Source organism: Pseudoxanthomonas sp. J35, assembly GCF_000513995.1.
GTDB lineage: Bacteria > Pseudomonadota > Gammaproteobacteria > Xanthomonadales > Xanthomonadaceae > Pseudoxanthomonas.
This window is the reverse complement of record NZ_AZVB01000004.1, coordinates 94320-120994: the sequence shown is the minus strand read 5'-3', so window position 1 is coordinate 120994 and position 26675 is coordinate 94320. Positions and strand designations below refer to the sequence as shown.

Annotated in this window: 18 protein-coding genes; 9 read left to right on the top strand and 9 right to left on the bottom strand. The window is 71.0% G+C overall.

The window, feature by feature from the left end; translation table 11 throughout:
* Positions 1-67 precede the first annotated feature (67 nt).
* The 5 genes from PSEJ35_RS0104840 to PSEJ35_RS0104820 all read right to left on the bottom strand — a co-directional run bounded on the left by PSEJ35_RS0104840 (position 68) and on the right by PSEJ35_RS0104820 (position 10052).
* Positions 68-2698, bottom strand: coding sequence for a glycoside hydrolase family 3 protein (locus tag PSEJ35_RS0104840; RefSeq protein ID WP_051412521.1), 2631 nt, complete (start codon positions 2696-2698; stop codon positions 68-70).
* A 166-nt stretch (positions 2699-2864) separates the two neighbouring features.
* Entirely contained in the window at positions 2865-4613 is a 1749-nt protein-coding gene (locus tag PSEJ35_RS0104835; protein WP_156924730.1) for a glycoside hydrolase family 43 protein, read from the bottom strand.
* 26 nt (positions 4614-4639) lie between these two features.
* Entirely contained in the window at positions 4640-5881 is a 1242-nt protein-coding gene (manD, locus tag PSEJ35_RS0104830) for a D-mannonate dehydratase ManD (RefSeq protein WP_028916812.1), read from the bottom strand.
* An 8-nt stretch (positions 5882-5889) separates the two neighbouring features.
* Positions 5890-7905, bottom strand: a complete 2016-nt coding sequence (locus PSEJ35_RS0104825) for a sialate O-acetylesterase (protein WP_198014153.1) — start codon at positions 7903-7905, stop codon at positions 5890-5892.
* On the bottom strand, positions 7902-10052 hold the full coding sequence (locus PSEJ35_RS0104820; protein ID WP_028916810.1) for an alpha-glucuronidase family glycosyl hydrolase: 2151 nt from the start codon (positions 10050-10052) through the stop codon (positions 7902-7904). The genes PSEJ35_RS0104825 and PSEJ35_RS0104820 overlap by 4 nt, the downstream gene beginning before the upstream one ends.
* A 169-nt stretch (positions 10053-10221) precedes the next feature.
* On the opposite strand from PSEJ35_RS0104820, the gene PSEJ35_RS0104815 reads away from it, so the two are divergent.
* Entirely contained in the window at positions 10222-11283 is a 1062-nt protein-coding gene (locus tag PSEJ35_RS0104815; RefSeq protein ID WP_028916809.1) for a LacI family DNA-binding transcriptional regulator, read from the top strand.
* A 151-nt stretch (positions 11284-11434) separates the two neighbouring features.
* On the opposite strand, the gene xylA is transcribed toward PSEJ35_RS0104815, so the two are convergent.
* A complete protein-coding gene (xylA, locus tag PSEJ35_RS0104810; RefSeq protein WP_028916808.1) occupies positions 11435-12772 on the bottom strand; it encodes a xylose isomerase in 1338 nt (445 codons plus the stop codon).
* Positions 12773-12810: 38 nt separating this feature from the next.
* Entirely contained in the window at positions 12811-14322 is a 1512-nt protein-coding gene (xylB, locus tag PSEJ35_RS0104805) for a xylulokinase (protein ID WP_028916807.1), read from the bottom strand.
* Between the two features lie 470 nt (positions 14323-14792).
* Here xylB and acnD point away from each other — a divergent pair, with 470 nt between their 5' ends.
* Genes acnD through prpF form a run of 3 tightly spaced genes read left to right on the top strand, consistent with a single transcriptional unit; the run spans position 14793 to position 19200 of the window.
* A complete protein-coding gene (acnD, locus tag PSEJ35_RS0104800) occupies positions 14793-17411 on the top strand; it encodes a Fe/S-dependent 2-methylisocitrate dehydratase AcnD (protein WP_028916806.1) in 2619 nt (872 codons plus the stop codon).
* A complete protein-coding gene (locus PSEJ35_RS0104795; RefSeq protein WP_028916805.1) occupies positions 17412-18005 on the top strand; it encodes a 2'-5' RNA ligase family protein in 594 nt (197 codons plus the stop codon).
* 1 nt (position 18006) lies between these two features.
* The gene (prpF, locus tag PSEJ35_RS0104790) at positions 18007-19200 is read left to right on the top strand and encodes a 2-methylaconitate cis-trans isomerase PrpF (RefSeq protein WP_028916804.1); all 1194 of its coding nucleotides are present in this window, start codon (positions 18007-18009) and stop codon (positions 19198-19200) included.
* A 3-nt stretch (positions 19201-19203) separates the two neighbouring features.
* On the opposite strand, the gene PSEJ35_RS15400 is transcribed toward prpF, so the two are convergent.
* On the bottom strand, positions 19204-20100 hold the full coding sequence (locus PSEJ35_RS15400; RefSeq protein ID WP_037082421.1) for an NAD(P)/FAD-dependent oxidoreductase: 897 nt from the start codon (positions 20098-20100) through the stop codon (positions 19204-19206).
* Between the two features lie 55 nt (positions 20101-20155).
* Complete coding sequence (locus tag PSEJ35_RS0104780) at positions 20156-22885, bottom strand: bifunctional acetate--CoA ligase family protein/GNAT family N-acetyltransferase (protein WP_028916803.1); 2730 nt, start codon at positions 22883-22885, stop codon at positions 20156-20158.
* A 290-nt stretch (positions 22886-23175) separates the two neighbouring features.
* Between PSEJ35_RS0104780 and ccoN the strand changes: the two genes are divergently transcribed.
* From ccoN to PSEJ35_RS0104755, 5 genes are read left to right on the top strand one after another with little or no spacing between them, the layout of a single operon-like run.
* Positions 23176-24615 (top strand): cytochrome-c oxidase, cbb3-type subunit I, encoded by a 1440-nt coding sequence (gene ccoN, locus PSEJ35_RS0104775; protein ID WP_028916802.1) that lies wholly within the window; start codon positions 23176-23178, stop codon positions 24613-24615.
* Positions 24616-24624: 9 nt separating this feature from the next.
* Entirely contained in the window at positions 24625-25257 is a 633-nt protein-coding gene (gene ccoO / locus PSEJ35_RS0104770) for a cytochrome-c oxidase, cbb3-type subunit II (protein WP_028916801.1), read from the top strand.
* Complete coding sequence (locus PSEJ35_RS16840; RefSeq protein ID WP_081721055.1) at positions 25254-25409, top strand: cbb3-type cytochrome c oxidase subunit 3; 156 nt, start codon at positions 25254-25256, stop codon at positions 25407-25409. The genes ccoO and PSEJ35_RS16840 overlap by 4 nt, the downstream gene beginning before the upstream one ends.
* A complete protein-coding gene (gene ccoP / locus PSEJ35_RS0104760) occupies positions 25406-26341 on the top strand; it encodes a cytochrome-c oxidase, cbb3-type subunit III (protein ID WP_028916800.1) in 936 nt (311 codons plus the stop codon). The genes PSEJ35_RS16840 and ccoP overlap by 4 nt, the downstream gene beginning before the upstream one ends.
* On the top strand, positions 26338-26634 hold the full coding sequence (locus PSEJ35_RS0104755) for a hypothetical protein (protein ID WP_024867482.1): 297 nt from the start codon (positions 26338-26340) through the stop codon (positions 26632-26634). The genes ccoP and PSEJ35_RS0104755 overlap by 4 nt, the downstream gene beginning before the upstream one ends.
* Positions 26635-26675 lie beyond the last annotated feature (41 nt).

Here is a 26675-nt window from a genome sequence, read left to right as displayed (position 1 = left end):
GTTGCTGTCGACCCCGCCTCGCCTGGCCCGTCCGCCCCGGAGAGAGAAACGGACAGGTTGAACGCTCTCAGTCGCGCGCGACCGTCAACGTGGTGCGCGCGCGGATGTCGGCGCTGGAGGCGCCGGCCTGGATCTCGTACTCGCCCGGCGCGACCACGTAGCCGCTCGCGCCGGTGTCGTAACGGCGCAGGTCGCGGGCCGGGTCAAGCACGAATGCCACCCGGCGCGATTCGCCCGGCTGCAGGTGCACGCGCTGGAAGCCGCGCAGCTCCTTCAGCGGCGCGCCTTCGCGCTGCGGGCCGCGCACGTACAGCTGCACGACCTCGTCGCCGGCACGCCGGCCCTCGTTCTTCACCGTCAGCTCGACGCGCACCGGTTCGCCCGCGCGGGTGCGGTCGCGGTCCAACGCCAGTCCCGAGTAGCCGAAGCGCGTGTACGACAGACCGTGGCCGAACGGGAACAGCGGCTCGCCGGCGAAGTAGCGGTAGGTGCGCCCCTGCATGGCGTAGTCGTCGAACGGCGGCAGCTTCTCGTCGGCGCTGTAGAAGGTCACCGGCAGGCGCCCGGCCGGGTTGTAGTCGCCGAACAGCACGTCGGCCACCGCAGTGCCGCCGCGCTGGCCCGGATACCAGGCCATCAGGATCGCCGGCAGGTTCCGCTTCGCCCAGTCGATGCCCAGCGCCGAGCCGCTGGTCAGCACCAGCACCACCGGCTTGCCGGTGGCGTGCACGGCTTCCAGCAGCTTCTGCTGAGTGGCGGGCAGGCGGATGTCGGTACGGTCGCCGCCGGCGAAGCCGGGATAGTCGACGCGCATCTCCTCGCCCTCGACGTCGCCGGTCAGGCCGCCGACGAAGACCACCGCGTCGGCACTGCGTGCCGCTTCCAGCGCCTGTTCGAACGGTGGCTGCGCGCCCGGTTGCGCCCAGGCCAGGCGCACCGCCGAGTCGCGCTCGTTCTCGTAGTACTCCAGGCGGATGTCGTAGGCGCGGCCGGCCTCCAGCTCGACGGTGACGCTGTCCGCGCGCAGGCGCTCGGCATCTTCCCAGTGGTCGATGAGCAGCTTGCTGTCCAGGTACAGGCGCATGCCGTCGTTGGCCGCCGCCTCCAGCCGGTACCGTCCGCTCACCGGCGGCAGCAGCTGGCCGCTCCAGCGGATGCTGAAGCCGTCGTTGGGCACGGCGTTGTCCGGGCCGGCCTCGCCGCGCGCCATCAGGTTGTCGGTGGGCGAACCGCGGTCCCAGCGGAACGCGATCTGCGGGTCCACGCGCACCAGCACCGGCTGCCCGGACAGGTCCTTGTTGCGGAAGTACTCGCCGCGCAGGCCGCGCTCGCTGGAGCCGGGCTCCGGACGCAGGTACTGCGGCTCGACCAGCGGCGTGGCCGCCGGGTCGTCGCGGCCTTCGACCAGGTCGACACCGCGCGCGTACACCACCTCTACGCCCGGCGCCGCCTCGCGGATGCCGCGCAGGATGGTCACCGGGTCGGCCGGCGTGCCGTAGTAGTTGCCCAGCAGGGCCATGGTGTCGTCGGCGGTCGGGCCGATCACGGCCAGGCGGCGGATGTCCTTCGACAGCGGCAGGACGCCGTCGTTCTTCAGCAGGACCAGCGACTCCTGCGCCATCTTCCGCGCCAGCGCGTCATGCGCCGGGGCCTGGTTCACCGAATACGGGATCTGCGCCCAGCGCACCTGTTCCGGCGGGTCGAACATGCCCAGGCGCATGCGCGCCACGAACAGCCGGGTCAGCGCATCGTCCAGTTCGGCCTCGCTGATCAGCCCCTTCTCCACCGCCACCGGCAGGTGCCTGGCGTAGGTGCTTCCGCAGTTGAGCTCGGTGCCGTTCCTCACCGCCAGCGCAGCCGCTTCCTCCGGCGTGGCGACGATCCTGTGGTTCTTCCAGATGTCCACGATCGCCCAGCAGTCGGACATCACGTAGCCGTCGAAACCCCACTGCGTGCGCAGCAGGTCGCGCAGCAGGAAGCGGCTGGCGCTGGCCGACTCGCCGTAGACGCGGTTGTAGGCGCCCATCACCGCGTACACGTCGGCCTCCTTCACCAGCGCCTCGAATGCCGGCAGGTAGGTGTCGTAGAGGTCCTGCTTCGAGGGATGCACGTCGAAGGTGTGACGGTCGGCCTCCGGGCCGCTGTGAACGGCGAAGTGCTTGGCGGTGGCGTCGAGCTTGCGGTACTTCGGATCCAGCGGCTGCCCGGTCCGCGGATCCATGCCCTGCAGGCCGCGCACGAAGGACACGCCCATGCGCGCGGTCAGGTACGGGTCCTCGCCGTAGGTCTCCTGGCCGCGGCCCCAGCGCGGGTCGCGGAAGATGTTGATGTTGGGCGACCAGAAGGTCAGGCCCTGGTAGCGGCCGCGCTGGCCCTTGCGGGCGAACTCGTGGTGCTTGGCGCGGGCCTCGTCGCTGATCGCCGCGGCGACCTGGTCCATCAGCGGCACGTCGAAGCTGGCCGCCATGCCGATCGCCTGCGGGAACACGGTCGCGCCGCCGGCGCGGGCGACGCCGTGCAGGGCCTCGTTCCACCAGTCGTACTGCGGCACGCCCAGGCGCTCGATCGCCGGCGCGTCGTTCTGCATCTGCGCGGCCTTCTCCTCCAGGGTCATCCGCGCCACCAGCGCGGCGGCGCGTTCCTCGAAGCCCAGCGAGGTGTCCAGCCAGGGCCGCGCTTCCTCGGCCTGCACCGCCATCCACGGCAACGCCGCCAGGGCCACGGCGCAGCCGCGCGCGAGCAGGCGGCGGCGCAGCGCGTCGCGGGCCGGCGTGGCGGCGGTGGGCTTGCGGGGACGTGCGTGGTTGGCGCTCATCGCTTGCTCCTTCTGGCGTGCGGGTCGGGGCTGTCGTTCGTCGGTGCGGTCAACGCGTGGTTTCCAGGCGTGCGTGCGGACCGAGGGTCGTGCCGACGAAACCGCCGGCCACGTCGGTGCTGAGGATGGTTCCGTCGGCGTCGCGCACCAGCCACTGCACGCCCTTGCCGTCGCCGGCGTCGAAGCCGAAGGCATAGGCGCCCTCGTTGCCTTGGACGTGCAGGACCAGCTGTCCGGCCGCGCTGACCGGCTGGCGGGCGACCGTCTCGACCTCGCCCTCGCCGGCCTTCTTCTCCAGGAACACCTCGGCGCCCTCGCCGCCGTCGCGGCGCACCCCGAGGAAGTACCAGTAGTCGTCGCCCTGGAACGCGGCCAGCCCGGCGGCCACGCCCGGTGCCGGCAGCTCCATCGCGGTGCTGGCCTCGAACACCTGGTGCTGCTGGCGGCGCGCGTAGAAGGCCATGTTGGTCCTGGCGTCCAGCCGCTCCGGCAACGGGGTGATCGCCAGCCAGCCCGGACGGGCGCTGCCGTCGTACCATGGCGTCTTCGGCACGCGCGGGGTCATCCAGCCCTTGCCGAGCTCGACCGTGTCGAACTCGTCGCGCCAGGTGAAGTTGCCGGTCATCGGCGCCTGGTCGGCGGGCTTCTTCATGAAGGACAGGCCCGGCAGCACGTACGGGATCTTCTCGCCGCGCGGCAGGATCACCGGCCAGCCATCCTTCCAGGTCACCGGCAGCAGGAACGCTTCGCGGCCGGTGTTGTAGTGGTCCACGCCGTAGTTGCGGCTGGCCAGGAAGGTCGCCCACCAGCTGCCGTCCGGGCCCTGCACCAGGTCGGCGTGGCCGGCATTGGTCACCGGAAGCGGACGGTCCGGGTCGAGGTCGCGCTGGGTCAGGATCGGGTTGTGCTCGTACGGTTCATACGGGCCCCACACGTCACGGCTGCGCAGGATCACCTGCGAGTGCTGTGGGCCGGTGCCGCCCTCGGCATCGCTGAGGTAGTACCAGCCATCGACCTTGTAGATGTGCGGGCCTTCGATCCAGATGGGGTTCTCCTCCGGCTTCACCCCGCCGTCGATCAGCACCTTGCGCGGACCGAACGGCTTGCCATTGGCGATGTCGATTTCCTGCAGCCAGATCGCGCGGTGGCCGTCGTAACGGACCGGCACTTCCGGCTCGTCGTTGTTGAGGATGTAGACCTTGCCGTCGTCGTCGAAGAACAGCGACGGGTCGATGCCGCCGATGGTCGGCAGCCACACCGGGTCCGACCAGGGGCCGGCCGGGTCCTTGGCGGTGACGAAGAAGTTGCCGCCGGCATCGACCGAGGTGTTGACCACGTAGAAGGTGCCGTCGTGGTACTCGATCGCCGGGGCGAACACGCCGCGCGACAGGCCCAGGCCGTCGAAGTCGAGCTGCCCGGGGCGATGGATCGCGTTGCCCACCTGCTTCCAGTGCACCAGGTCCTCGCTCTCGAACACCGGGATGCCGGGGAAGAAGGCGAAGGTCGAGGCGACCAGGTAGAACCTGCCGTTGGCGGCGGTGACGCTGGGATCGGAGTGGAAGCCGGCCAGCACCGGGTTGCGGAAGTGCCCTTCCGGCAGCGGCGTCTCGAACGCGGCATCGCGTCCGGTGTACTCGAACCAGTCGAAGTACACGGGCGCCACCTCCGGGCCATCGCCCGCCGCGGCCTGCGTCGTCGCCGGTTCGCGGTTGCACGCGGCCAGCAGCAGCGCGGCCACGGCCAGGCCCAGGATGCGTGCGGTGGTGCCCGTGCGGGCGCGCTTGAAGCAGGTTTCCATCGATCCCCTCCTCGTCATGGCCAGGCTCACCAGTCCCACATCGAGCCGTCTTCCAGCCGCGCGATCGGCAGCTGTTTCGGCGAGTACGGGTACTTCGCGGCCAGTTTCTCGTCGATGTCCACGCCGATGCCGGGGGTGTCGCCCACGTGCAGGCGGCCGGCGCGCAGCACGTAGTCGTGCGGGAACACCGTGTCGGTCTCGTCGGTATGGAACATGTATTCCTGGATGCCGAAGTTCGGCACCCAGGTGTCGAAGTGCAGCGCCGCGCCCATCGTCACCGGCGACAGGTCGGTGGCGCCGTGGAAGCCGGTGCGCACCTGGTGCAGGGCGGCGAAGTCGGCCAGGCGGCGCACGTGGGTGATGCCGCCGCCGTGCACGATGGTGGTGCGGATGTAGTCGACCAGCTGGTTCTCGATCAGGTGCTTGCAGTCCCAGATCGAGTTGAACACCTCGCCCACCGCCAGCGCGGTGACCGAGTGGCGGCGGATCAGCTCGAACGACTTCTGGTTCTCGGCCGGGGTCGCGTCCTCCAGCCAGAACAGGCGGTAAGGCTCCAGCGACTTGGCCAGGCGCGCGGCCTCGATGGGCGTGAGGCGGTGGTGCACGTCGTGCAGCAGTTCCACGTCCGGGCCATGGTCGCGGCGCAGCTGCTCGAACAGCTTCGGCACCACCTCCAGGTAGCGCGGGGTGTTCCACACGGTTTCGGCCGGCAGCTCGCTCTCGGCCGGCTCGTAGGCCTTGCCGCTGGAGATGCCGTAGGCCTTCTTGATGCCGGGAACGCCGCACTGCGCGCGCACCGCCAGGAAGCCCTGCTCGATGAACCTGCCGACCGCGTCGGACGCCTCGGCGATGTCGCGGCCGTTGGCATGGCCGTAGACCAGCGCGCCCTCGCGCGAGCGGCCGCCCAGCAGCTGGTAGACCGGCAGGCCGGCCATCTTGCCGAGGATGTCCCACAGCGCCACGTCGACCGCGGCGATCGCGCTCATCGTCACCGGGCCGCGACGCCAGTACGCGCCGCGGTACAGGAACTGCCAGATGTCCTCGATGCGGCCGGCGTCGCGGCCGACCAGGTTCGGCACCACGTGGTCCTGCAGGTACGAGGCCACGGCCAGTTCGCGGCCGTTGAGGGTGGCGTCGCCCAGGCCGTACACGCCCGAGCGGGTGGTGATCTTCAGGGTGACGAAGTTGCGCCCCGGGCAGGTGACGATGACCCTGGCGTCGACGATCTCGCGGTCGTTCTTCGAACCGTGCGTGGTGGTTTCGGTCATGGGCGTGCTCATCGGGCGTGGTCGTCCTGGGGCATGGGGGCAACGGGGATCTCGAACGGGCCAGCGGGCAGGCCGGTGCCGCCGCCGGTGTGGTCGTAGAGCGTGCACACCGGGTTGTCGGCCCAGCAGTAGCGCACCCGGGTGGCGGCGTGCGCGGCGGGCGCGCGCAGGGTCACGCGCTGGTTCCAGATCTGCGCGCTGGCGTAGCGGCAGCTGCCGGCCTCGTCACCACAGACCTCGAAACCCACCGGGCCTTCGCCGCCATAGCCGACCAGGCGTCCTTCGACGTCGCCGAAGGCAACGACGATGGCATCGCCGTTGCGGCTGGCCGCAACCGGCACCGGGCCGGAGGGCGGCAGCGCGTCGCCGTAGACCACGTGGCGGGCGGCGCGGGCCAGGCGACGGCCGAGCTCCTGCTTGTTGGCCGGATGGATGTCGTAGCGGTCGCCAATGTCCACGGCCACCACCAGGCCGGTGCGCGGGTCCTCCGCGGCGACCTGCCGCTGGGCCTCGCGCAGTGACGCCCAGCCGCTTTCGCCCGGCTGCAGCGGCGGCGCACCGAAGCCGGCCAGCTGCACCACCAGCAGCGGCAGGTCCGCGCCGAAGCGGTCGCGCCAGTCGCCGCGCAGCGCGCGCAGCAGGTCGGCGTAGCGCTCCGCTTCACCGGTGTTCGACTCGCCCTGGTACCAGAGCGCGCCGCGCAGGCCGAAGCGGCCCAGCGGCGCGATCATGCCGGCATGGAGCGTGGACAGGCCCGCCGCGCTCTGCCATGGCGCGCGCGGCGGCGTGCCCATCCCGGCAGGCGCGATGCGGTACTTCCAGCCGCCGTCCAGCGGCACCTCGCTGCCGTCGGCCAGCTGCAGCGCATGCGCCGAGGCCGGCCCGGCGAGGCCGCCGTCGCGCCACGTGTCCAGCACGTTCACCACTACGGTGTTGCGGCCCGGGCGCAGCACGCCCGGCGGTAGCACGTACTCGCGACCGCCGCCGGCGCCGTAGGTCGAACCCACGGCGCGGCCGTTCACCCATGTCATGTCGATCTCGTCGGCCGGCCCCAGCTTCAACACCGCCTCCTGCGCGGCCTGCGCGGCGCTGAGTTCGACGCTGGCGTGGTACCAGACCATGCCGTTGAAGTCGGCCAGTTCCGGCACGCCCCACTTCTCCCACGCGCCCAGCTGCGCCGGCGCGGCGCGCCAGCCGGCGGACGGCGCGTCGGGGGACCACGGGCGGTCCTCCGCGGCGACGCCCGGACGGCTGGACCACCACTTCTGCCACAACGTGCCCCAGTCGCCGACGGCGGCGACCGGATCGACAGCGTAGCGGTCGAGCACGTCCAGTTCGGCGTCGTAGCCGCCCAGCGCGCGCAATGCGCCGGCGCTGATCCAGGCTTCGATGCGCGAGCCGCCCCAGGCGGCATTGATCAGCCCCATCGGCACGTCGACGGACTTCTGCAGCTCGCGCGCGAAGAAGTAGCACGCGGCGGAGAAGTCGCGCACCGATCCGGGAGTCACCGGCTGCCACTGCACCACATCGCCGAACGTCGACCGTGGCGTGATGCCTTCGACCTGCGGCACGGTGAGCAGGCGGATGCGGTCGTTGCCGGCGCCGGCGATCTCGGCGCGCGCGTCCAGCGAGCGCCAGACCTGCAGCTCCATGTTCGACTGGCCGGAGCACAGCCACACGTCGCCGACCATCACGTCGGCCACCGACTGCTTCGCCGCGCCCGCGGAGACCGCCAGGGTGTAGGGACCGCCGGCCTTCAGCGCCGGCAGTTGCGCCTCCCAGGCGCCGTCGGCGCCGGCGCGCGCCCGGGCGCGCTTGCCGGCCAGTTCGACCTTCACCTCGGCGCCGGGCTCGGCCTGGCCCCAGATCCGCAGCGGTTGTCCGCGCTGCAGCACCGCGTGGTCCTGGAACAGCGGATGCAGCAGCGGCGCATCGGCCGCGAGCGCGGCGGGCAACGGCGACAGGCCGGCGACGGCCAGCAGCAGGGCGGCGCGGCGCGCGCGCGGGCGTCTTGCTTCGGTCACTTCCCATCCCCCGGTGCGTAAGGAAACTCCAGCGACTGGTAGTAGGACAGCGGATGCGGCGGCGGCTCGGCGCCGGGAGGCAGCGGCCGCTTCGAGAAAGTCTGGAAGTAGGCGATGGAGGCGTCGCGCCACCATTGCGCCTCGTCTTCCTGGATCGCCAGGAACGCGGCGACCTGCGCATGGCGTTCGGCGTCGATCTTCCCGGACAGGCCGTCCCAGGTGTGGCGCATGCCGCGCACGTAGTCGACGCCGCGGCCATAGCGCAGCACCAGCTCGTCCCACAGCGTGCGCCCGGACGCCATGCGGTGGTCCCAGGGCACATGGTGGAACCACAGCAGGAACTCCTCCGGCACGGTGTCCACGTTGCCGAACCGTTCCGCCACCGGCGGCGCGTACTGGCCTACGGCATCGCTGCCGCTGGCGCTGCGGTCGAAGCCGATGCCCCGCGCGTCGGCGCGGTGGTAGTACACCGAGGTCCAGTCCGCGCGCGGGCCGCCGCTGACCCACGGCCCCGGCCCGTAGTGGTGGCCGCGGCCCATCAGGTGGTGCAGGCCCAGCGGGGTCATGTAGTCCACCACCGCCTCGCGCGAGCCCATCATCATCGCCACCACCGGCGCGACCACGGCCGGGTCGTTGGAGAAGGTCATCCGCACCCATTCCCCGGCGATGGCGGCCGATTCCAGGTACGGGTTCCAGGCCAGCCGGCCGAAGGCGAACCAGTTGGCCTGGTCGAAGTGCGAACCGCTCCAGTTGCGGTCGCTGCCGATGTTGGCCACCCCGGCCATGCCGGTCAGGGCGTGACCGTCGAGCGAGCCGTCGATCACCCTGGCCACCGTCGAGCCCGGGCCCCGCGCGTAGGTGTCCGCGCGCAGGGTTTCCTCGTACAGCGGCGCCAGGTAGGCCAGGTGCGTGGCGAAGCCCAGGTACTCCTTGGTGACCTGGAACTCCATCATCAGCGGCGTCTTCGGCATCGCGCCGAACAGCGGATGGAACGGCTCGCGCGGCTGGAAATCGATGGCGCCGTTCTTGACCTGCACCAGCACGTTCGGCGCGAAGCGGCCGTCGTGCGGCACGAACTCGGTGTACGCCTGCTTGTGGCGGTCGTCCGGCTCCTCGTGCGAGTACACGAAGGCGCGCCACATCACGATGCCGCCGTGCGGCGCCAGCGCCTCGGCCAGCATGTTGGCGCCGTCGGCGTGCGAGCGGCCGTAGTCCTGCGGGCCGGGCTGCCCTTCCGAGTTGGCCTTGACCAGGAAGCCGCCGAAGCCGGGGATGATGCGGTAGATCTCCGCGGCCTTGTCCTTCCACCACCGGCGCACGGCCGGGTCCAGCGGATCGGCGGTCCCGAGGCCGCCGATCTCGATCGGCGCGCTGAAGCGTGCGCTCAGGTAGACCTTGATGCCGTACGGCCGGAACACCTCGGCCAGCGCCGCGGCCTTGCGCAGGTACAGCGGCGTCAGCGCCTGCGCGCTGGTGTTGACGTTGTTGAGCACCGTGCCGTTGATGCCGATGGAGGCGTTGGCGCGGGCGTAGTCGGTGTACCGCGGGTCCTTCCAGCCGGGCAGCTTGTGCCAGTCGAAGATCGACTGGCCGGCGTAGCCGCGTTCGACGTAGCGGTCGAGGTTGTCCCAGTGGTTGAGCAGGCGCAGCTTCAGCCGCGGCGCCTCGCGGACGTCCAGCGCCTCCAGCGGCTGGGCGGTCTGCAACAGGCGCAGCAGGTGGAAGGCGCCGTACAGCGCGCCGGTGTCGGTGTTGGCGGCGACCACGGTGGCCGGGCGGCCGTCGATGCGCACGCTGCGCAGCAGGTAGCCCTCCTCGCCCACGCCGGACAGGTCCAGGCCCAGCGCGGCCAGCTGCGGCAGCGAGGCCGGCGTGCCGACCAGGATGGCGCCTTCCCGGCTGGCGCGTGCGGCCAGCGGCGGGGCCTTGCCGAGCAGGCCGAGCAGGCCGCGCTGCAGTTCGTCGCGCGCCGCCTGCGCGGCGGGCGTGGCGCCGGGAACGACCAGTTCGCTGGCCCGCGCGCGGTATCCGGCCGCCTGCTCCGCCGCCACCGGGACGTAGCGCAGCCACAGCTCGTAGCCGTCCTCCGACAGCGCCGGGCCGGCGGCCAGCAGCAGGCCCAGCCAGGTCACGGCGGTGCGCGCCATGCGCGTGGCCCGGCGCCATGCGCCAGCCCCGCCCTGTTCGCCTGTCCGGGTTGTTAGCGATACCATCATTTGCTCCGGTGTAGGGGGAGCCGCGCCGGTCCGCACCGGCCGGCCTTCGGGCTCAGGCCGTGCCGGCCCTGCCCCGATCAATCAGTCCAAGGGAACGACGTTGGAGAAGCCGAGGAAGTCCGTGCGCCGCAAGAGCCGCGGCGTCACCATCGACGAGGTCGCCACGCTGGCCGGCGTGTCGCCGATGACCGTCTCGCGGGTGATGAACAACCACGGCAAGGTCCGCGACAGCACCCGCGAGCGGGTCATGCAGGCGGTGCGCGAGCTGGACTACACGCCCAACCTCGCCGCCAGCTCCCTGGCCGCGGCGCAGCACACCCGCATCGCGCTGGTCTACACCAACCCCAGCGGCGCCTACCTGCGCGAGATGCTGGTCGGCCTGCTGCGGGTGGCGTCGCGCACCTCGATCCAGCTGGTGATCGACTACTGGGACAACCTCGACACCGACGCCGAGCGCAAGGCCGCGCGGGCCATGGCCGGCAAGGTCGACGGGGTGATCCTGCCGCCGCCGCTGTGCGAATCGCACGCCGCGGTCAGCGAGTTCGTGCGCGCCGAGGTGCCGGTGGTGGCGATCGCCGCCGGCCGCTCCAGCGAGGAGATCTCCTGCGTGCGCATCGACGACCTGCGCGCCGGCAAGGAGCTGGCCGAATACCTCATCGCCCAGGGCCACGCCCGGATCGGCTTCATCAAGGGCCGCCCCGACCTGAGCGCCAGCTCGAACCGCTACGAAGGCTTCCGGATGGCGATGCACGAGGCCGGCCTGCCGATCGACGCCAGCGTGGTCCAGCAGGGCGACTACACCTACCGCTCCGGCCTGAAGGCCGCCGAGAAGATCCTGTCCGGCAAGCGTCCGCCCACCGCGATCATCGCTTCCAACGACGACATGGCCGCCGCGGCCGTGTCGGTGGCGCACCGGCGCGGCCTGGACGTGCCGCGCGACCTGGCCGTGGTCGGCTTCGATGACACCTCGGCCGCGACCATGGTCTGGCCGGAACTGACCACCATCCACCAGCCGATGGCCTCGATGGCCAACGCCGCGATCGACATCCTGCTGCGCACGATCCGGCGCAAGGACCGCACCACCCGCGTGCTGGTCGACCAGGTAGTCCCGCACAAGCTGGTCGTGCGCGGTTCCGCCGCCCCGCCGGCCAAGCGCGGTTGAGCGCCACGCCCGGGCGTGCCCGGGTGCGGCCTCGCTGCTGTCGATGCGGACGGCGCCGCCCATCTTTCCCCTCCTCGGAAAGTACGGCCCGCCGTCCCCGCGCCTCTGGGCCTCCCTCAAAGCCCGGGCAGCAGGGACGGCGGCGTACGCGTCAACGCGAAAGCAGGTACTGGTTCAGCAGGTTCTCGTAGCGCTCCTGCTTGCCGCTGGTCTGCTGCGGTTCGCCGAGCTTGCCGGCCAGCGCGACCAGGTCGGCCAGCCCCAGCTTGCCTTCCTCGAAGGCCTTGCCGTCGCCGCCGTCGAAGCTGGCGTAGCGCTGCTTGCGCCAGGCTTCCCACGGCGAATCGTTGAGCAGGGCGTGCGCCACTTCCAGGCCGCGGGCGAACGCGTCCATGCCGCCGATGTGGGCGATGAACAGGTCCTCCATGTCGGTGGACTCGCGGCGCGGCTTGGCGTCGAAGTTCAGGCCGCCGACCAGGCCGCCCTGGCGCAGCACCACCATCATCGCGCCGACGGTGTCGTACAGGTCGGTCGGGAACTGGTCGGTGTCCCAGCCGTTCTGCGCGTTGCCGCGGTTGGCGTCGATGCTGCCCAGCAGGCCGTGGTCCGAAGCCACCTGCAGGTCGTGCTCGAAGGTGTGGCCCGACAGCGTGGCGTGGTTGGCCTCGATGTTGAGCATGAAGTCCTTCTCCAGCCCGTGCTCCTTGAGGAAGCCGGCGACGGTGGCGCTGTCGAAGTCGTACTGGTGCTTCATCGGCTCCATCGGCTTGGGCTCGATGAAGAACTTGCCCTGGAAGCCGATGCTGCGGCCGTAGTCGCGGGCGATGGTCAGGAAGCGGGCGAAATGCGCCAGCTCGCGCTTCATGTCGGTGTTGTGCAGGCTGGCGTAGCCTTCGCGGCCGCCCCAGAACACATAGTGTTCGCCACCCAGCTCGACCACCGCGTCCAGAACGTTCTTGACCTGCACCGCGGCGCGGGCGACGACGGCGAAGTCGGGGTTGGTGGACGCGCCGTTCATGTAGCGCGGGTGCGAGAACAGGTTGGCCGTGCCCCACAGCAGCTTGACGCCGGTCGCCTGCTGGCGCTCCTTGGCCATCGCCACCAGGTGCCTGAGGTTCTTCTCGTAGGTGCCGATGTCGTCGGCGTCGGGCGCCAGGTCGACGTCGTGGAAGCAGTAGTACGGCACGCCGAGCTTGGTGAAGAACTCGAAGGCCGCGTCGACCTTCGCTTCCGCGGTGGCCATCGCCTCGCCCTTGTCCCACGGGAAGCGGCGGGTGCCCGGCCCGAACGGATCGGCGCCGGCGTTGCAGAAGGTGTGCCAGTAGCAGACCGCGAAGCGCAGGTGCTCGCGCATGGTCTTGCCGCCGATCTTCTTCTCCGCGTCATAGACCTTGAACGCCAGCGGGTTGTCCGAACCCGGGCCTTCGTAGGGGATGGTGCCGATGCCGGGGAAATATTCCCTTGCGCCGATGAATGCCTTGCTGCTCATGTGGCTGCTTCCGTGATGTGGTGGGTGGGGTCGTGCGCTCAGGCGTACAGCGGCCGGATCGCCTCGAGGTGGGAAAGGAAACGGCGGTACTGCGCGTCGTAGGCGGCGGTGGCCTCGGCGTGCGGATGCGCGGACAGGCGCGGCTCCAGGCGCACATGCGCGGCGGCCAGCGCGGCCAGGTCGGCGCCCGGGTCGCTGGCGCGCTGGATGGCCCACAGCGCCTGCAGTGCCGCGCCGAAGGCCGCGCCCTCGGCCTGCTCCGGCACGTCCACCGGCAGGCCGAACACGTCGGCGACCATCTGCCGCCACACCGCGCTCTGGCTGCCGCCGCCGGTCAGGCGGATCGCCTCGAAGCGCATGCCGGCATCGACGAAGGCGTCGTAGCCGTTCTTCAGGCTGTACACCGCGCCTTCCATCGCGGCGCGGTACAGGTTGGCGGGCGTGACGTTGGTGGCGGTCATGCCGAACACGCTGCCGCGGCCGTTGGGCAGGTTGGGCGTGCGCTCGCCGTTGAGGAACGGCAGCATCAGCAGGCCCTCGGCGCCGGGGCGGGTGCTGGCCAGCAGCGCGTCGCCGTCCTTCGTGGAGAAGCCGCACAGCTTCGCCACCGATTCGGTGGCGACGGTGCAGTTCATCGTGCAGATCAGCGGCAGCCAGCCGCCGGTGGAATCGCAGAACGCGGCCCAGCGGCCGGCGTCGTCGACGATCGGGCGGCCGGCATGGGCGAACAGGGTGCCGGAGGTGCCCAGGCTCATGCTCAGCACGCCCGGGGTGACGTTGCCGGTGCCGATGGCGGCCATCATGTTGTCGCCGCCGCCGGCGGAGACGCGCACGTCGCGCGGCAGGCCCAGCTCGTCGGCAATGGCCGGCGCGATCGGGAACAGCGCGTCGGCCTCGACCAGCGGCGGCAGGCATTCGCGCAGGTCGCGCTCCGGATCGGTCGCCCGGATCATGGCCTCCGACCACTGCCGGGTGCGCACGTCCAGCCAGCCGGTGCCGGAGGCGTCGCCGCATTCCATCCAGCGCTCGCCGGTGAGCCAGAAGTTCACGTAGTCGTGCGGCAGCAGGATCGTGGCCAGCTGCGCGTAGGCCTGCGAGCGGTGGGTGCGGGTCCACGGCAGCTTGGAGGCGGTGTAGCCGACCAGGATCGGATTGCCGGCGACCTGGATGCAGCGCTGCGCGCCGCCGACCGCGTCCATGATCAGGTCGCACTCGGCCGCGGTGCTGGTGTCGCACCACAGCTTGGCCGGGGCCAGCACGTTCCCGGCGCGGTCCACCGGGACGAAGCCGTGCTGCTGTCCGGAGACGCCGATGGCGACGGTGCGCTGGCGCAGCGCCGGGTCCAGGCGCGAGAAGCAGCTGCGGATCGCATCGATCCACCACTCGGCCCGCTGCTCGCGGCTGCCGTCGTCGCCGGCGGCCAGTTCCAGGGGCTGGCCGATGGTCGCGACCACCTGCCGCGACTGCGGGTCGTAGGCCACCAGCTTGACGCTCTGGGTTCCTACGTCCAGGCCGACCACTACCGCGTTGCTCCGCTCCAGGTTGCCCATCGTGTTAGCGCTACCATCGTGTCCAGGGAAAAACGGGCCTTCGGCCCGTGCGACCACGGCGCGTTCGCGGCCATGGCAGGTTGCGACTCTACCAGCCCCTTGGCAAATGGCTTGCTGCAGTGCGCAACCCGGCCGGTGGAGGGAGGTCGAGCCCGGCCGGCGGCGCCTTGGAGGGTCCACCCGCTGCAGGGCCCTGCCCCCTTCCCGGCCGTGGCCCGACACGCACGAGGCCCCAGGCGCCCGCAGCCGGCCGAGGCTGACCACCCGGCAACCCGCCTCCGGCCACACTCGTTGATCCATTGATTTCGTGTATCAACGCTTCGCGTCCGCAAGCGCCCGCAACCGGCCTGTCCAGGCGCTTTCCGGGGCCGGGCTGCGACGGGCGAGGCCTAGAATTCCCCTGTCACTTCCGGGCACGTCGTCGCCACCGCGCCTGCGACGGCCCGTCCCTCCGCCAGCTGACGCCCGCCATGAACACCCAGCACCGCAAGCAACTCCCCGGCACTTCCCTGGACTGGTACGACGCCCGCGAGGCGGTCGAGGCCATCCGCCCCGGGGCGTGGGCCACTCTTTCCTATACCGCGCGCGTGCACGCCGAGAACCTGGTGCGCTGTGCCGACCCGGCGCACCTGCGGGACTACCTGGTGCAGCTGGTCGAGCGCCGCCGCGACCTGGACTTCCCGTGGTTCCCGGTGCGGGTGGTCTGCCACGACATCCTCGGCCAGACCGCGCTGGTCGACCTGGCCGGCCTGCGCGACGCCATCGCCGAGCAGGGCGGCGACCCGGCCCAGGTGAACCCGGTGGTGCCGGTGCAGCTGATCGTCGACCACTCGCTGGCGGTGGAGTGCGGCGGCTACGACCCGCAGGCCTTCGAGAAGAACCGCGCCATCGAGGACCGCCGCAACGCCGACCGCTTCCACTTCATCGAGTGGACCCGGCACGCGTTCCGCAACGTGGAGGTGATCCCGCCGGGCAACGGCATCATGCACCAGATCAACCTGGAGAAGATGTCGCCGGTGGTGTACGTGCGCGACGGCGTCGCCTTCCCGGACACCTGCGTCGGCACCGACTCGCACACCCCGCACGTGGACGCGCTGGGCGTGATCGCCATCGGCGTCGGCGGCCTGGAAGCGGAGAACGTGATGCTCGGCCGCGCCTCGTGGATGCGCCTGCCGGAGATCACCGGCGTGCGCCTCAGCGGCCGCCCCGGCCCGGGCATCACCGCCACCGACGTGGTCCTGGCCCTGACCGAGTTCCTGCGCAAGGAACGCGTGGTCGGCCACTACCTGGAGTTCTTCGGCGAGGGCGCCGCGGCGCTGACCATCGGCGACCGCGCCACCATCTCCAACATGTGCCCGGAATACGGCGCCACCGCGGCGCTGTTCCACATCGACCAGCAGACCCTGGACTACCTGCGCCTGACCGGCCGCGAAGAGAAGCAGGTGCAGCTGGTGGAGACCTACGCGAAGACCGCCGGCCTGTGGGCCGACGACCTGCGCGATGCACAGTACGAGCGCGTGCTGGAATTCGACCTGTCCTCGGTCGTGCGCAACATGGCCGGCCCGTCCAACCCGCACCGGCGCCTGCCGACCACGGCGCTGGCCGAGCGCGGCATCGCCGACGAGGCCAAGCTGCAGGCCGCGCGCGAGGAGGAGGCCCGCGGCCTGCTGCCGGACGGCGCGGTGATCATCGCCGCCATCACCAGCTGCACCAACACCTCCAACCCGCGCAACGTGATCGCCGCCGGCCTGCTGGCGCGCAACGCCAACGCCCGCGGCCTGGTGCGCAAGCCGTGGGTGAAGACCTCGCTGGCGCCCGGCTCCAAGGCCGTGCAGCTGTACCTGGAGGAATCGGGCCTGCTGCCGGACCTGGAGAAGCTGGGCTTCGGCATCGTCGCCTTCGCCTGCACCACCTGCAACGGCATGAGCGGCGCGCTGGCCCCGGAGATCCAGCAGGAGATCGTCGACCGCGACCTGTACGCGACCGCCGTGCTCAGCGGCAACCGCAACTTCGACGGCCGCATCCACCCGTACGCCAAGCAGGCCTTCCTCGCCTCGCCGCCGCTGGTGATCGCCTACGCCATCGCCGGCACCATCCGCTTCGACATCGAGAAGGACGTGCTGGGCGTGGACCCGCAGGGCAACCCGGTCACGCTCAAGGACATCTGGCCCTCTGATGAGGAGATCGACGCGATCGTGTGCGCCAGCGTCAAGCCCGAGCACTTCCGCAAGGTGTACGGGCCGATGTTCGACGTGCGCGTGGAGCACGGTGGCGCGGTCAAGCCGCTGTACGACTGGCGCCCGCAGAGCACCTACATCCGCCGCCCGCCGTACTGGGAAGGCGCGCTGGCAGGCGAGCGCACCCTGCGCGGCATGCGCCCGCTGGCGGTGCTCGGCGACAACATCACCACCGACCACCTGTCGCCGTCCAACGCGATCCTGCCCGACAGCGCCGCCGGCGAATACCTGGCGAAGATGGGCCTGCCGGAGGAGGACTTCAATTCCTACGCCACCCACCGCGGCGACCACCTCACCGCGCAGCGCGCGACCTTCGCCAACCCCAAGCTGCTCAACGAGATGGTCCGCAACGAGGACGGCAGCGTACGCCAGGGCTCGCTGGCCCGCCTGGAGCCGGAGGGCAAGGTGATGCGCATGTGGGAGGTGATCGAGACCTACATGGAGCGCCGCCAGCCGCTGATCATCGTCGCCGGCGCCGACTACGGCCAGGGCAGCTCGCGCGACTGGGCCGCCAAGGGCGTGCGCCTGGCGGGCGTGGAGGCGATCGTCGCCGAGGGCTTCGAGCGCATCCACCGCACCAACCTGATCGGCATGGGCGTGCTGCCACTGGAGTTCAAGCCGGGCCAGAACCGCCACACCTTCGGCATCGACGGCACCGAGACCTTCGACGTGGTCGGCACCCGCACCCCGCGCGCCGACCTGGTCCTGGTCATCCACCGCCGCAACGGCGAGACGGTGGAAGTGCCGGTCACCTGCCGCCTCGACACCGCCGAGGAAGTGTCGATCTACGAGGCCGGCGGCGTGCTGCAGCGCTTCGCCCAGGACTTCCTCGAGGCGGCGAAGGCGGCCTGAGTGGCACGGCCCGGCGAGCTGTTCGTCATGGCGCGCGTCCCGCAGGCCCTGCGGGACGCGCTGCTGGGCGTGATGCGCGACGCCGGGCTGGACACGCTGCTGGGCGGCGCGCTGTATGCGCCGCGCAACTGGCACCAGACGCTCTCGGACCTGCATCCGCCGGACGCGCGCGAGGCCATGCGCCGCGCCTGCGCCGCGGTGGTGGCGCCCGCCTTCGGCATGGAGCTGGACCGACTGGAAAGCTCCGGTCCCGAACCGGGGCGGATCCATTGGCGCTTCGTGTCGTCCACCGGCCGCCCCGAGGGCCTGGGCCAGCTGATGGCCGCGGTGCGCACGCAACTGCGCGCGCAGGGGCTGGTCGAAACCCAGGGCCACCGCCCGCACGTCACCGTCAGCTACAACGCCAGCCGCGCGATCGAACCGCTGTCGTTCGGGCCGATGGACTGGCGCATCGACAGCATCGAGCTGGTCGAGGTCGCCGGCAAAGGCAAGGATTACCGCTACGACGTGGTCGAAGCCTGGCCGCTGCGCGCGCCCGCCGCACCGCCGCCGGCCCAGCTCGGCCTCCTCTGGCCCAGATTTCCGGAACACTGAAATGACCGCACTTCCGCAGCTCCGCATTCCCGCCACCTACATGCGCGGCGGTACCTCCAAGGGCGTGTTCTTCCGCCTCGAGGACCTGCCGCCGGCCGCGCAGGTGCCCGGCCCGGCACGCGACCGCCTGCTGCAGCGGGTGATCGGCTCGCCCGATCCTTACGGCAAGCAGACCGACGGCATGGGCGGCGCGACCTCCAGCACCAGCAAGTGCGTGATCGTCTCGCCGGGCAGCCGCCCCGGCCACGACATCGACTACCTCTACGGCCAGGTCTCGATCGACGCCGACTTCGTCGACTGGTCGGGCAACTGCGGCAACCTGTCCACCGCCGCCGGCGCCTTCGCGATCCACGCCGGCTACGTCGACCCGTCGCGCCTGCCGGCCGACGGCGTCTGCACGGTGCGGATCTGGCAGGCCAACATCGGCAAGACCATCCTCGCCCACGTGCCGGTGGCCGGCGGCCAGGTGGTGGAGGACGGCGACTTCGAGCTGGACGGCGTGACCTTCCCGGCGGCGGAGATCGTGCTGGAATTCCTCGATCCGGCCGACGAGGGCGAGGGCGAAGGCGGCGGCGCGATGTTCCCCACCGGCCGGCTGGTCGACACGCTCGAGGTGCCCGGCGTCGGCACCCTGCAGGCCACCCTGATCACCGCCGGCATCCCCTCCGTCTTCGTCAGGGCCGAAGACCTCGGCTACGACGGCACCGAACTGCAGCCGGCGGTCAACGGCGACGCCGCCGCGCTGGCCAGGCTCGAGGCGGTGCGCGTGGCCGGCGCGCTGAAGATGGGCCTGATCCGCTCGCCGGAAGAGGCCGCGACCCGCCAGCACACGCCGAAGGTGGCGTGGGTGGCGCCACCGCGCGCCTACGCCGCTTCCAGCGGCAAGGCCATCGGCGTGGGCGACATCGACCTCAACGTGCGCGCGATGTCGATGGGCAAGCTGCACCACGCGATGATGGGCACGGCCTCGGTCGCCATCGCCGCCGCCGCGGCGGTGCCGGGCACCCTGGTCAACCTCGCCGCCGGTGGCGGCCAGCGCGACGTGGTCCGCTTCGGGCATCCCTCCGGCACGCTGCGGGTCGGCGCCAGCGTCTCGCAGGTCGACGGGCAGTGGACCATCACCCGCGCGGTGATGAGCCGCAGCGCGCGGATCCTGATGGAAGGCGCGGTACGGGTGCCGGCCTCGACGATCTGAGACTCAGCCGCGGCGCGGCACGAACGGCAGCCGGCCGTGCGCGTGCAGCGCCGCGATCGCGGCCTGCCCCACCGCCACCGAGATCTGGTTGAGGCCGCTGACCACGTCGCCGATCGCGTAGAGCCCGGGGATCCCGCCGGCCTGCTGGTGGCCGTCGACCGGGATCTCGCCGGTGTCCGTCAGCGCCACGCCGGCCTGCCGCGCCAGCGCCGCGCTGGTGCTGCAGCCGAGGAACGGATACACGGTGTCGAACCAGTGCGTGTCGCCATCGATTGCATAACCGCAGCGCTCGCCGTCGAAGCGCAGCTGGCCGCCGGCGGGCAGGATCCGCGCGTCGATGCCATCGAGGTCGGCCGCATCGCCGGCCACGTCGGTCGGCAGCAGCGACAACCGCGCGGTGTAACCGCGCAGGAAGCGCGCGTGCGAGGCCACCGCCTCCCACGGCCCGTGGATGCCGATGGCGCTGTCGCTGGCCTCGTAGGCATCGCACACCGGGCACAGGCGCAGCGCGCCGCAGGCGACCGCGTCCTCCACCCCCTCCAGTTCCGGCAGGCGGTCGGCCAGGCCGGTGGCCAGCATCACCGCGCGCGCGCGCCAGCGCCGGCCGTCGTCGCTGGCGACGCTGAAGCCGCCGTCCGCGTCGCGGTCGAGCGAGGCGACCGTCGCCGCCTCGAACTTCGCGCCGAACGATCCGGCCTGCTCGCGCAACCGCGCCAGCAGCGCGTCGCCGGAAATCCCCTGCGGAAAGCCCGGGCAGTTGTTGCTCTCCGGGATCCAGCGCGCGCGGCTGCGGCCGGCGTCCAGAACCAGGCACGCACGGTGCAGGCGCCCCAGGTAGATCGCGGCGGTCAGCCCGGCCGGGCCGCCGCCGATGACGATGACATCCAGCGTGGCGTCCACGCGCGTCTCCTCTCCGTTGCCGGACAACGATAGGCGGCGCGCGTGAAGGACGCGGCTACGCGGGGCTGCCCGCGCGGCGCGCGCGCGCGGCCATGGCCGCGGCCACGTCCAGGACCACGTCGGTCATGGTCAGGTCGTCGGGGTCCGGGGTGATCTTGAAGCCCAGGTGCTGGCACATCGCCAGCATGGTCACGTTCTCGCGCAGGACCTGGCCTTCGACCGTCTTCAGGCCGATGCTGCCGGCCCACTCGATCATGATCTCCATCAGCCGCCAGCCGATGCCGTGGCCCTTGAGGTCCGATCGCACCAGGATGCCGTACTCGCCGCGCTCGTAGTTGGCGTCGGCCAGCAGGCGCACCGCGCCGAGCATCTCGCCGCTGTCCGGGTCCAGCGCGACCAGCGCGATCGAGCGCGCGTAGTCCATCTGGGTCAGCCGCGCGATGAACTCGTGGCTGAAGTGGCGCACCGCCGAGAAGAAGCGCAGGCGCAGGTCCTCCTCGGTGACCCGGGCGAAGAACTCGCGGAACAGCTCCTCGTCCTCCGGCCGCACCGGGCGCACGAACATGCGCCGGCCGTGCGGCAGCTGCTCCATGCGCTCCCATTCCTTCGGATACGGGCGCACGACGCAGCGCGAATGCCACGGGCCCTTCTGTACCGGGCCGTCCCACGGCGCGATCGCCACCCGCGCATCCACCGCGATGACGCCATCGCGGTCGGCCAGCAGCGGGTTGATGTCCAGCTCGCGCACCTGCGGGATGTCGGCGGCCAGCTGCGCCAGCTTGACCAGCACCAGCGCCACCGCGCGCTCGTCGGCGGCCGGCACGTCGCGGTAGGCCTTGAGGATGCGCGAGACGCGGGTGCGGCCGATCAGTTCGTGGGCCAGGCGCAGGTCCAGCGGCGGCAGCGCCAGCGCCTTGTCGTCGATCACCTCCACCGCGGTGCCGCCGCGGCCGAACACCACCACCGGACCGAAGGTCGGGTCGTCGGCGAGGCCGACGATCAGCTCGCGCGCCTTCGGCCGGGTGATCATCGGCTGCACGATCACCCCGTCGATGCGGGCGTCCGGGCGCGCCTGGCGGGCGCGCTCGAGGATGCCGGCGGCGGCTTCGCGCACCGCGGCCTCGCTGGCCAGGTTCAGGCGCACGCCGCCGACGTCGGACTTGTGGACGATGTCCGGCGACAGGATCTTCAGCGCCACCGGAAGGCCCTGCGCCAGCAGCGGCGCGGCCGCGGCGACCGCCGCGTCCGGATCGGCGGCCAGCACCGCGCGGGTGGTCGGGATGCCGTAGGCCTCCAGCAATGCGCTGACTTCAAGCGGGTCCAGCCAGCGCCGGCCCTCGGCCAGCGCGCCGGCGACCACCGCCTGCGCGGCGGCGGTGTCGACCACGAAGTCCTCCGGCAGGCTCGGCGGGGTTTCCATCAGCGCCTGCTGCGCCTCGCGGTGGCGGACCAGGTACATGAAGCCGCGCACGGCGTCTGCCTCGGTGCCGTACATGGGCACGCCGGCGGCGCCGAGCGTGGCCAGCGCCTGCGGCTGGTCGCCCAGCCACACGCCCAGCACCGGCTTGGCCGCGCGTGGCCGCTTCGCCAGCACCCCGGCCACGGCCTTCGCGACCTCCTCGGAGGAAGACAGCGCGGTGGGCACGTTCATCACCAGCACCGCGTCGTTGCCCGGGTCCTCGAGCATCGCTTCCAGCGCGGCGGTGTAACGGGCCGCGTCGGCGTCGCCGACGATGTCGACCGGGTTGGCCCGCGACCAGGTCGGCGGCAGCACCTTGTCGAGCCGCTCGACGGTGGCCGGGTCGAGCGCGGCGAGGGTACCGCCCAGGTCGACCAGGCGGTCCACGGCGAGCACGCCGATGCCGCCGCCGTTGGTGAGGATGCCGAGCCGGCGGCCCGGCGCGCTGCGCAGGTGGCCGAGGGTCTCGGCGGCGGCGAACAGTTCGTCCAGCGCATGCACCCGCAGCAGGCCGGCACGGCGGAAGGCGGCGTCGTAGACCGCGTCCGAGCCGGCCAGCGCGCCGGTGTGGGTGGCCGCGGCCTTCGCGCCCTGTTCGTGGCGGCCGGACTTCACCACCACCACGGGCTTGGCGCGGGCGGCGGCGCGGGCGGCGGACATGAACTTGCGGGCGTCGCGAACCGATTCGATGTACAGCAGGATCGCCCGGGTCTTCACGTCCTGGGCGAACCAGTCCAGCAAGTCGCCGAAGTCCACGTCCAGGGCGTCGCCCAGGGAAACCACGGCGGAGAAGCCGATCAAGCGGGCCGCGCCCCATTCCACCAGGCCGGCGGCGATCGCACCGGACTGCGAGACCAGGGCCAGGTCGCCGGGCAGTGGACTGCGCGCGCCGAAGCTGACGTTGAGTCCGGCATGCGGCGACATCACCCCCAGGCAGTTGGGGCCGACGATGCGCAGGCCGTGCGGCCGGGCCTCGTCGCGCAGCCGTTCCAGCAGCGAACCGGGCCCCTGGCCCAGGCCGGCGGTGACCACCACCGCGGCCTTGGCCCCCACCCGCACCGCCTCGGCGATCACCTCCGGCACGGTCAGGGCCGGGGTGGAGACCACCACCAGTTCGGGCTTGAAGGGCAGGTCGGACAGCCGCGCCACCGCGGGCATGCCGTCGATCTGCCGGTACTTGGGGTTGACCAAGCCGACCTGGCCGGCGAAACCGGCTTCGCGCAGGTTCCTGACCACGGCCCGGCCGACCGAGCGGTCGCGGGGACTGGCCCCGACCACAGCCACCGACTTCGGGCGGAAGACCGACTCCAGGGCGTAGATGCTCATCCGGCGGAAATCCTTGCTGTCATTGCCTCTGAACGATACAGGGCGACCCGCCGGAGCCGTACCCCGGGACAATCTGACAAGGTCACAGGCGGCCAGCCAAGGCCTATGCTACCAGCCGGAAGATACCCGGTGGCGGGGCTGGAGGGGGCTGGCGGATGTTTCCGCCGGCCCCGAATGCATTGGCCCTACATGGGTACTCCCACGAGCTCTTCCAGGCATTGATCCCGATCAATGCCCGGGCTTCCGCACAGGGGGATCATCGCCCCCGTTCATACTGAGGGACGGACCGCATGCAAAGCGTGCAGGGGACTTACAACGACAAGGTGGTGCGCCAGTTCGCGGTCATGACCGTGGTCTGGGGCATCGTGGGCATGCTGGTGGGCGTGATCATCGCCGCCCAGCTTTACTGGCCGGCGCTGAATTTCGATCTGCCCTGGCTCAGCTATGGCCGGCTGCGGCCGCTGCATACCAACGCGGTGATCTTCGCGTTCGGCGGCAGCGCGCTGTTCGCCACCAGCCTCCACGTGGTGCAGCGTACCTGCCACGTGCGGCTGATCTCGGACGGGCTGGCGGCCTTCGTGTTCTGGGGCTGGCAGCTGGTGATCCTGCTGGCGGCCATCACCCTGCCGCTGGGCCTGACCCAGGGCAAGGAATACGCCGAGCTGATCTGGCCGATCGACATCCTGATCGCCGTGGTCTGGGTCGCCTACGCGGTCCTGTTCATCGGCACGATCGCCAAGCGCCGGGTCAAGCACATCTACGTGGCGAACTGGTTCTACGCCGCGTTCATCCTGGCGGTGGCGCTGCTGCACATCGTCAACAACATCGCCATCCCGTCGGACCTGCTGCATTCCTACCCGGTCTACAGCGGCGCCGTCGACGCGATGGTGCAGTGGTGGTACGGCCACAACGCCGTGGGCTTCTTCCTGACCGCGGGCTTCCTCGGCATGATGTACTACTTCGTGCCGAAGCAGGCCGGCCGCCCGATCTACTCCTACCGCCTGTCGATCGTGCACTTCTGGGCGCTGATCGCCGTGTACATGTGGGCCGGCCCGCACCACCTGCTGTACACCGCGCTGCCCGACTGGGCGCAGTCGCTGGGCATGGTGTTCTCGCTGATCCTGCTGGCCCCGTCCTGGGGTGGCGCGATCAACGGCGTGATGACCCTGTCGGGCGTCTGGTACAAGCTGCGCACCGACCCGATCCTGAAGTTCCTGATCGTGGCCGTCTCCTTCTACATGATCGCGACCTTCGAAGGCCCGATGATGTCGATCAAGACGGTGAACTCGCTGTCCCACTACACCGACTGGACCGTGGGCCACGTCCACGCCGGCGCGCTGGGCTGGGTGGCGATGATCTCGATCGGCGCCGTCTACTCGCTGATGCCGAAGCTGCTGGGCCGCGAGCAGATGTACTCGGTCAAGGCGATCGACGTGCACTTCTGGATGCACACCCTGGGCGTGGTGTTCTACATCGCCTCGATGTGGATCGCCGGCGTGATGCAGGGCCTGATGTGGCGCGCCACCAACGACGACGGCACGCTGACCTACAGCTTCGCCGAGGCGCTCAACGCGACCTACCCGTACTACCTGATCCGCCTGCTGGGTGGCGTCCTGGTCCTGGCGGGCATGGGCGTGATGGCCTGGAACCTGGTGCGTACCTACCGCGCCGCCCCCGCGATCGCGCCGCAGCCGGTGCTGCCGGTCGACGCCTCCCAAGCGCGCGCCTGAGGCATAACCATGAGCGAACACAACCAGAATCCCCACGAGAAAGTCGAGAAGAACGTCGGCCTGATGGCCGTGCTGATCGCGGTCGCCATCTCCTTCGGCGGCCTCGCCCAGATCGTGCCGCTGATGTTCCAGGCCGAGGCGATCGAGCCGCTGGAGGGCGTGGAGCCCTATCCCGCCCTGCAGCTGGCCGGCCGCGACGTCTACATCCGCGAAGGCTGCTACAACTGCCATTCGCAGATGGTCCGCACCCTGCGCTTCGAGACCGAGCGCTACGGCCACTACTCGCTGGCCGGCGAATCGGTCTACGACCGTCCCTTCCAGTGGGGCTCCAAGCGCACCGGTCCGGACCTGGCCCGCGTCGGCGGGCGCTACTCCGACGACTGGCACCGCGTGCACCTGAACAACCCGCGCGACGTGGTCCCGGAGTCGAACATGCCGGCCTTCCCGTGGCTGGCCGAAAACCAGGTCGACGGCGCCACCGTGGCCAAGCGCATGTCCGCGCTCAAGGCCCTCGGCGACCCGTACACCGACGAGCAGATCGCGCAGGCCCCGGCCGAGGTCGAAGGCAAGACCGAGCTCGACGCGGTGGTCGCCTACCTGCAGGCGCTGGGCAAGCACGCCCCGCGGGGAGGCCAGCAATGATCGGTGGAATCTCGACCGCGGCGCTGCTGGTGCTGTTCATCGGCAGCTGGATCTGGGCCTGGAGCCCGAAGCGCAGGAAGGCGTTCGACGAAGCGGCGCTGCTGCCGCTCGACGATGGCGAAGCCGTTGAGGACAGGGGGAACGTGGCATGAAAAGTGGTTGGACCTGGTACGTCATCGCCCTGGTGGCCATCAACATCGTCGGCTACGTGTGGCTGCTGTGGTGGACCTCGCGCCGTCGTCCCGGCGACCCGAAGCCGGACGACACCTCCCACGTGTGGGACGGCGACATCACCGAGTACAACAAGCCGCTGCCGAAGTGGTGGATCAACCTGTTCTACCTGACCATCGTCTTCGGCGTGGGCTACTTCTTCTGGTTCGGCGGCCTGGGCGGCATCAGCGGCTACAGCGGCTGGAGCTCGAAGCAGGAGCACGCGGCGAAGAAGGCGTTGGAAGACGCCAAGCTGGAGAAGACGTTCGCGCCGTTCGCCGGCCAGGCGATCGACGTGCTGGCCCGCGACCCGAAGGCGCTGGCGCTGGGCCGCTCGATCTTCAGCAACACCTGCGCCACCTGCCACGGCTCGGCCGGCCAGGGTGCCGTCGGCTATCCGAACCTGACCGACGACATCTGGCACTGGGGCGGCGCGCCCGAGCGCATCCTCGAGACCGTGCTGGACGGCCGTGAAGGCATCATGCCCGAGTGGGGCACGGTCCTGACCGGCATGGGCGGCCCGGAAGCGGTGGACTACACCATCGCCTACGTCCGCACCTTGTCCGATCCGGACGCCATGCAGAACAACTTCATGGCCGCCCAGGGCAGGAAGCTGTACGAAGGCGTGTGCGCTGCGTGCCACGGCGTCGACGGCAAGGGCAACCAGGACCTGGGCGCGCCCGACCTGACCGACGACTACTGGCTGTACGGCAACAGCCGCGAGAGCCTGCACCGGACCATCACCCAGGGCCGCCACGGCAGCATGCCGGCGCACCGCGAGCTCCTCGGCGAGACCCGCGCCCGCCTGGTTGCAGCCTACGTCTGGTCGCTGTCAAATGGAGCCGGGAAAGGGAGCCAGCAGGGAACCCAGTGACCGACTTCAGCGAGCCGCGCTTTGACCACCCCCCACGTCCGCTCGCACAGCGCGTGGGGGCCATAGCCTGGCCGAGCTTCTTCGCCGCCGGCGTGGCGACGATGGTGTTCTTCGCCTTCGTCGACCCGCTGGCGCTGCGGGACCTGACGTTTCCAGACCTGAAGTTGACCCGGGAGCTCGGCTACACGCTGGGCTTCTTCGTTTTCTGGGTCGCCACCGCCTCCTCGAGCCTGTTCACCTGGATCCTGCTGAGACCCTCCAGCCGCTTCAATCGCGCCCTGCCGCCGGACTGACCGCCCGGGCGGACGCCGGACTGCGACAATTTGTCGTCTGG

Coding starts and splice junctions, on each gene's coding strand:
- PSEJ35_RS0104840 (WP_051412521.1), bottom strand. CDS start 2,698: ATGGCGGTGCAGGCCGAGGAAGCGCGGCCCTGGCTGGACACCTCGCTG.
- PSEJ35_RS0104835 (WP_156924730.1), bottom strand. CDS start 4,613: ATGGAAACCTGCTTCAAGCGCGCCCGCACGGGCACCACCGCACGCATC.
- manD (WP_028916812.1), bottom strand. CDS start 5,881: ATGACCGAAACCACCACGCACGGTTCGAAGAACGACCGCGAGATCGTC.
- PSEJ35_RS0104820 (WP_028916810.1), bottom strand. CDS start 10,052: ATGGCGCGCACCGCCGTGACCTGGCTGGGCCTGCTGCTGGCCGCCGGC.
- xylA (WP_028916808.1), bottom strand. CDS start 12,772: ATGAGCAGCAAGGCATTCATCGGCGCAAGGGAATATTTCCCCGGCATC.
- xylB (WP_028916807.1), bottom strand. CDS start 14,322: ATGGGCAACCTGGAGCGGAGCAACGCGGTAGTGGTCGGCCTGGACGTA.
- acnD (WP_028916806.1), top strand. CDS start 14,793: ATGAACACCCAGCACCGCAAGCAACTCCCCGGCACTTCCCTGGACTGG.
- prpF (WP_028916804.1), top strand. CDS start 18,007: ATGACCGCACTTCCGCAGCTCCGCATTCCCGCCACCTACATGCGCGGC.
- PSEJ35_RS0104780 (WP_028916803.1), bottom strand. CDS start 22,885: ATGAGCATCTACGCCCTGGAGTCGGTCTTCCGCCCGAAGTCGGTGGCT.
- ccoN (WP_028916802.1), top strand. CDS start 23,176: ATGCAAAGCGTGCAGGGGACTTACAACGACAAGGTGGTGCGCCAGTTC.
- ccoO (WP_028916801.1), top strand. CDS start 24,625: ATGAGCGAACACAACCAGAATCCCCACGAGAAAGTCGAGAAGAACGTC.
- PSEJ35_RS16840 (WP_081721055.1), top strand. CDS start 25,254: ATGATCGGTGGAATCTCGACCGCGGCGCTGCTGGTGCTGTTCATCGGC.
- ccoP (WP_028916800.1), top strand. CDS start 25,406: ATGAAAAGTGGTTGGACCTGGTACGTCATCGCCCTGGTGGCCATCAAC.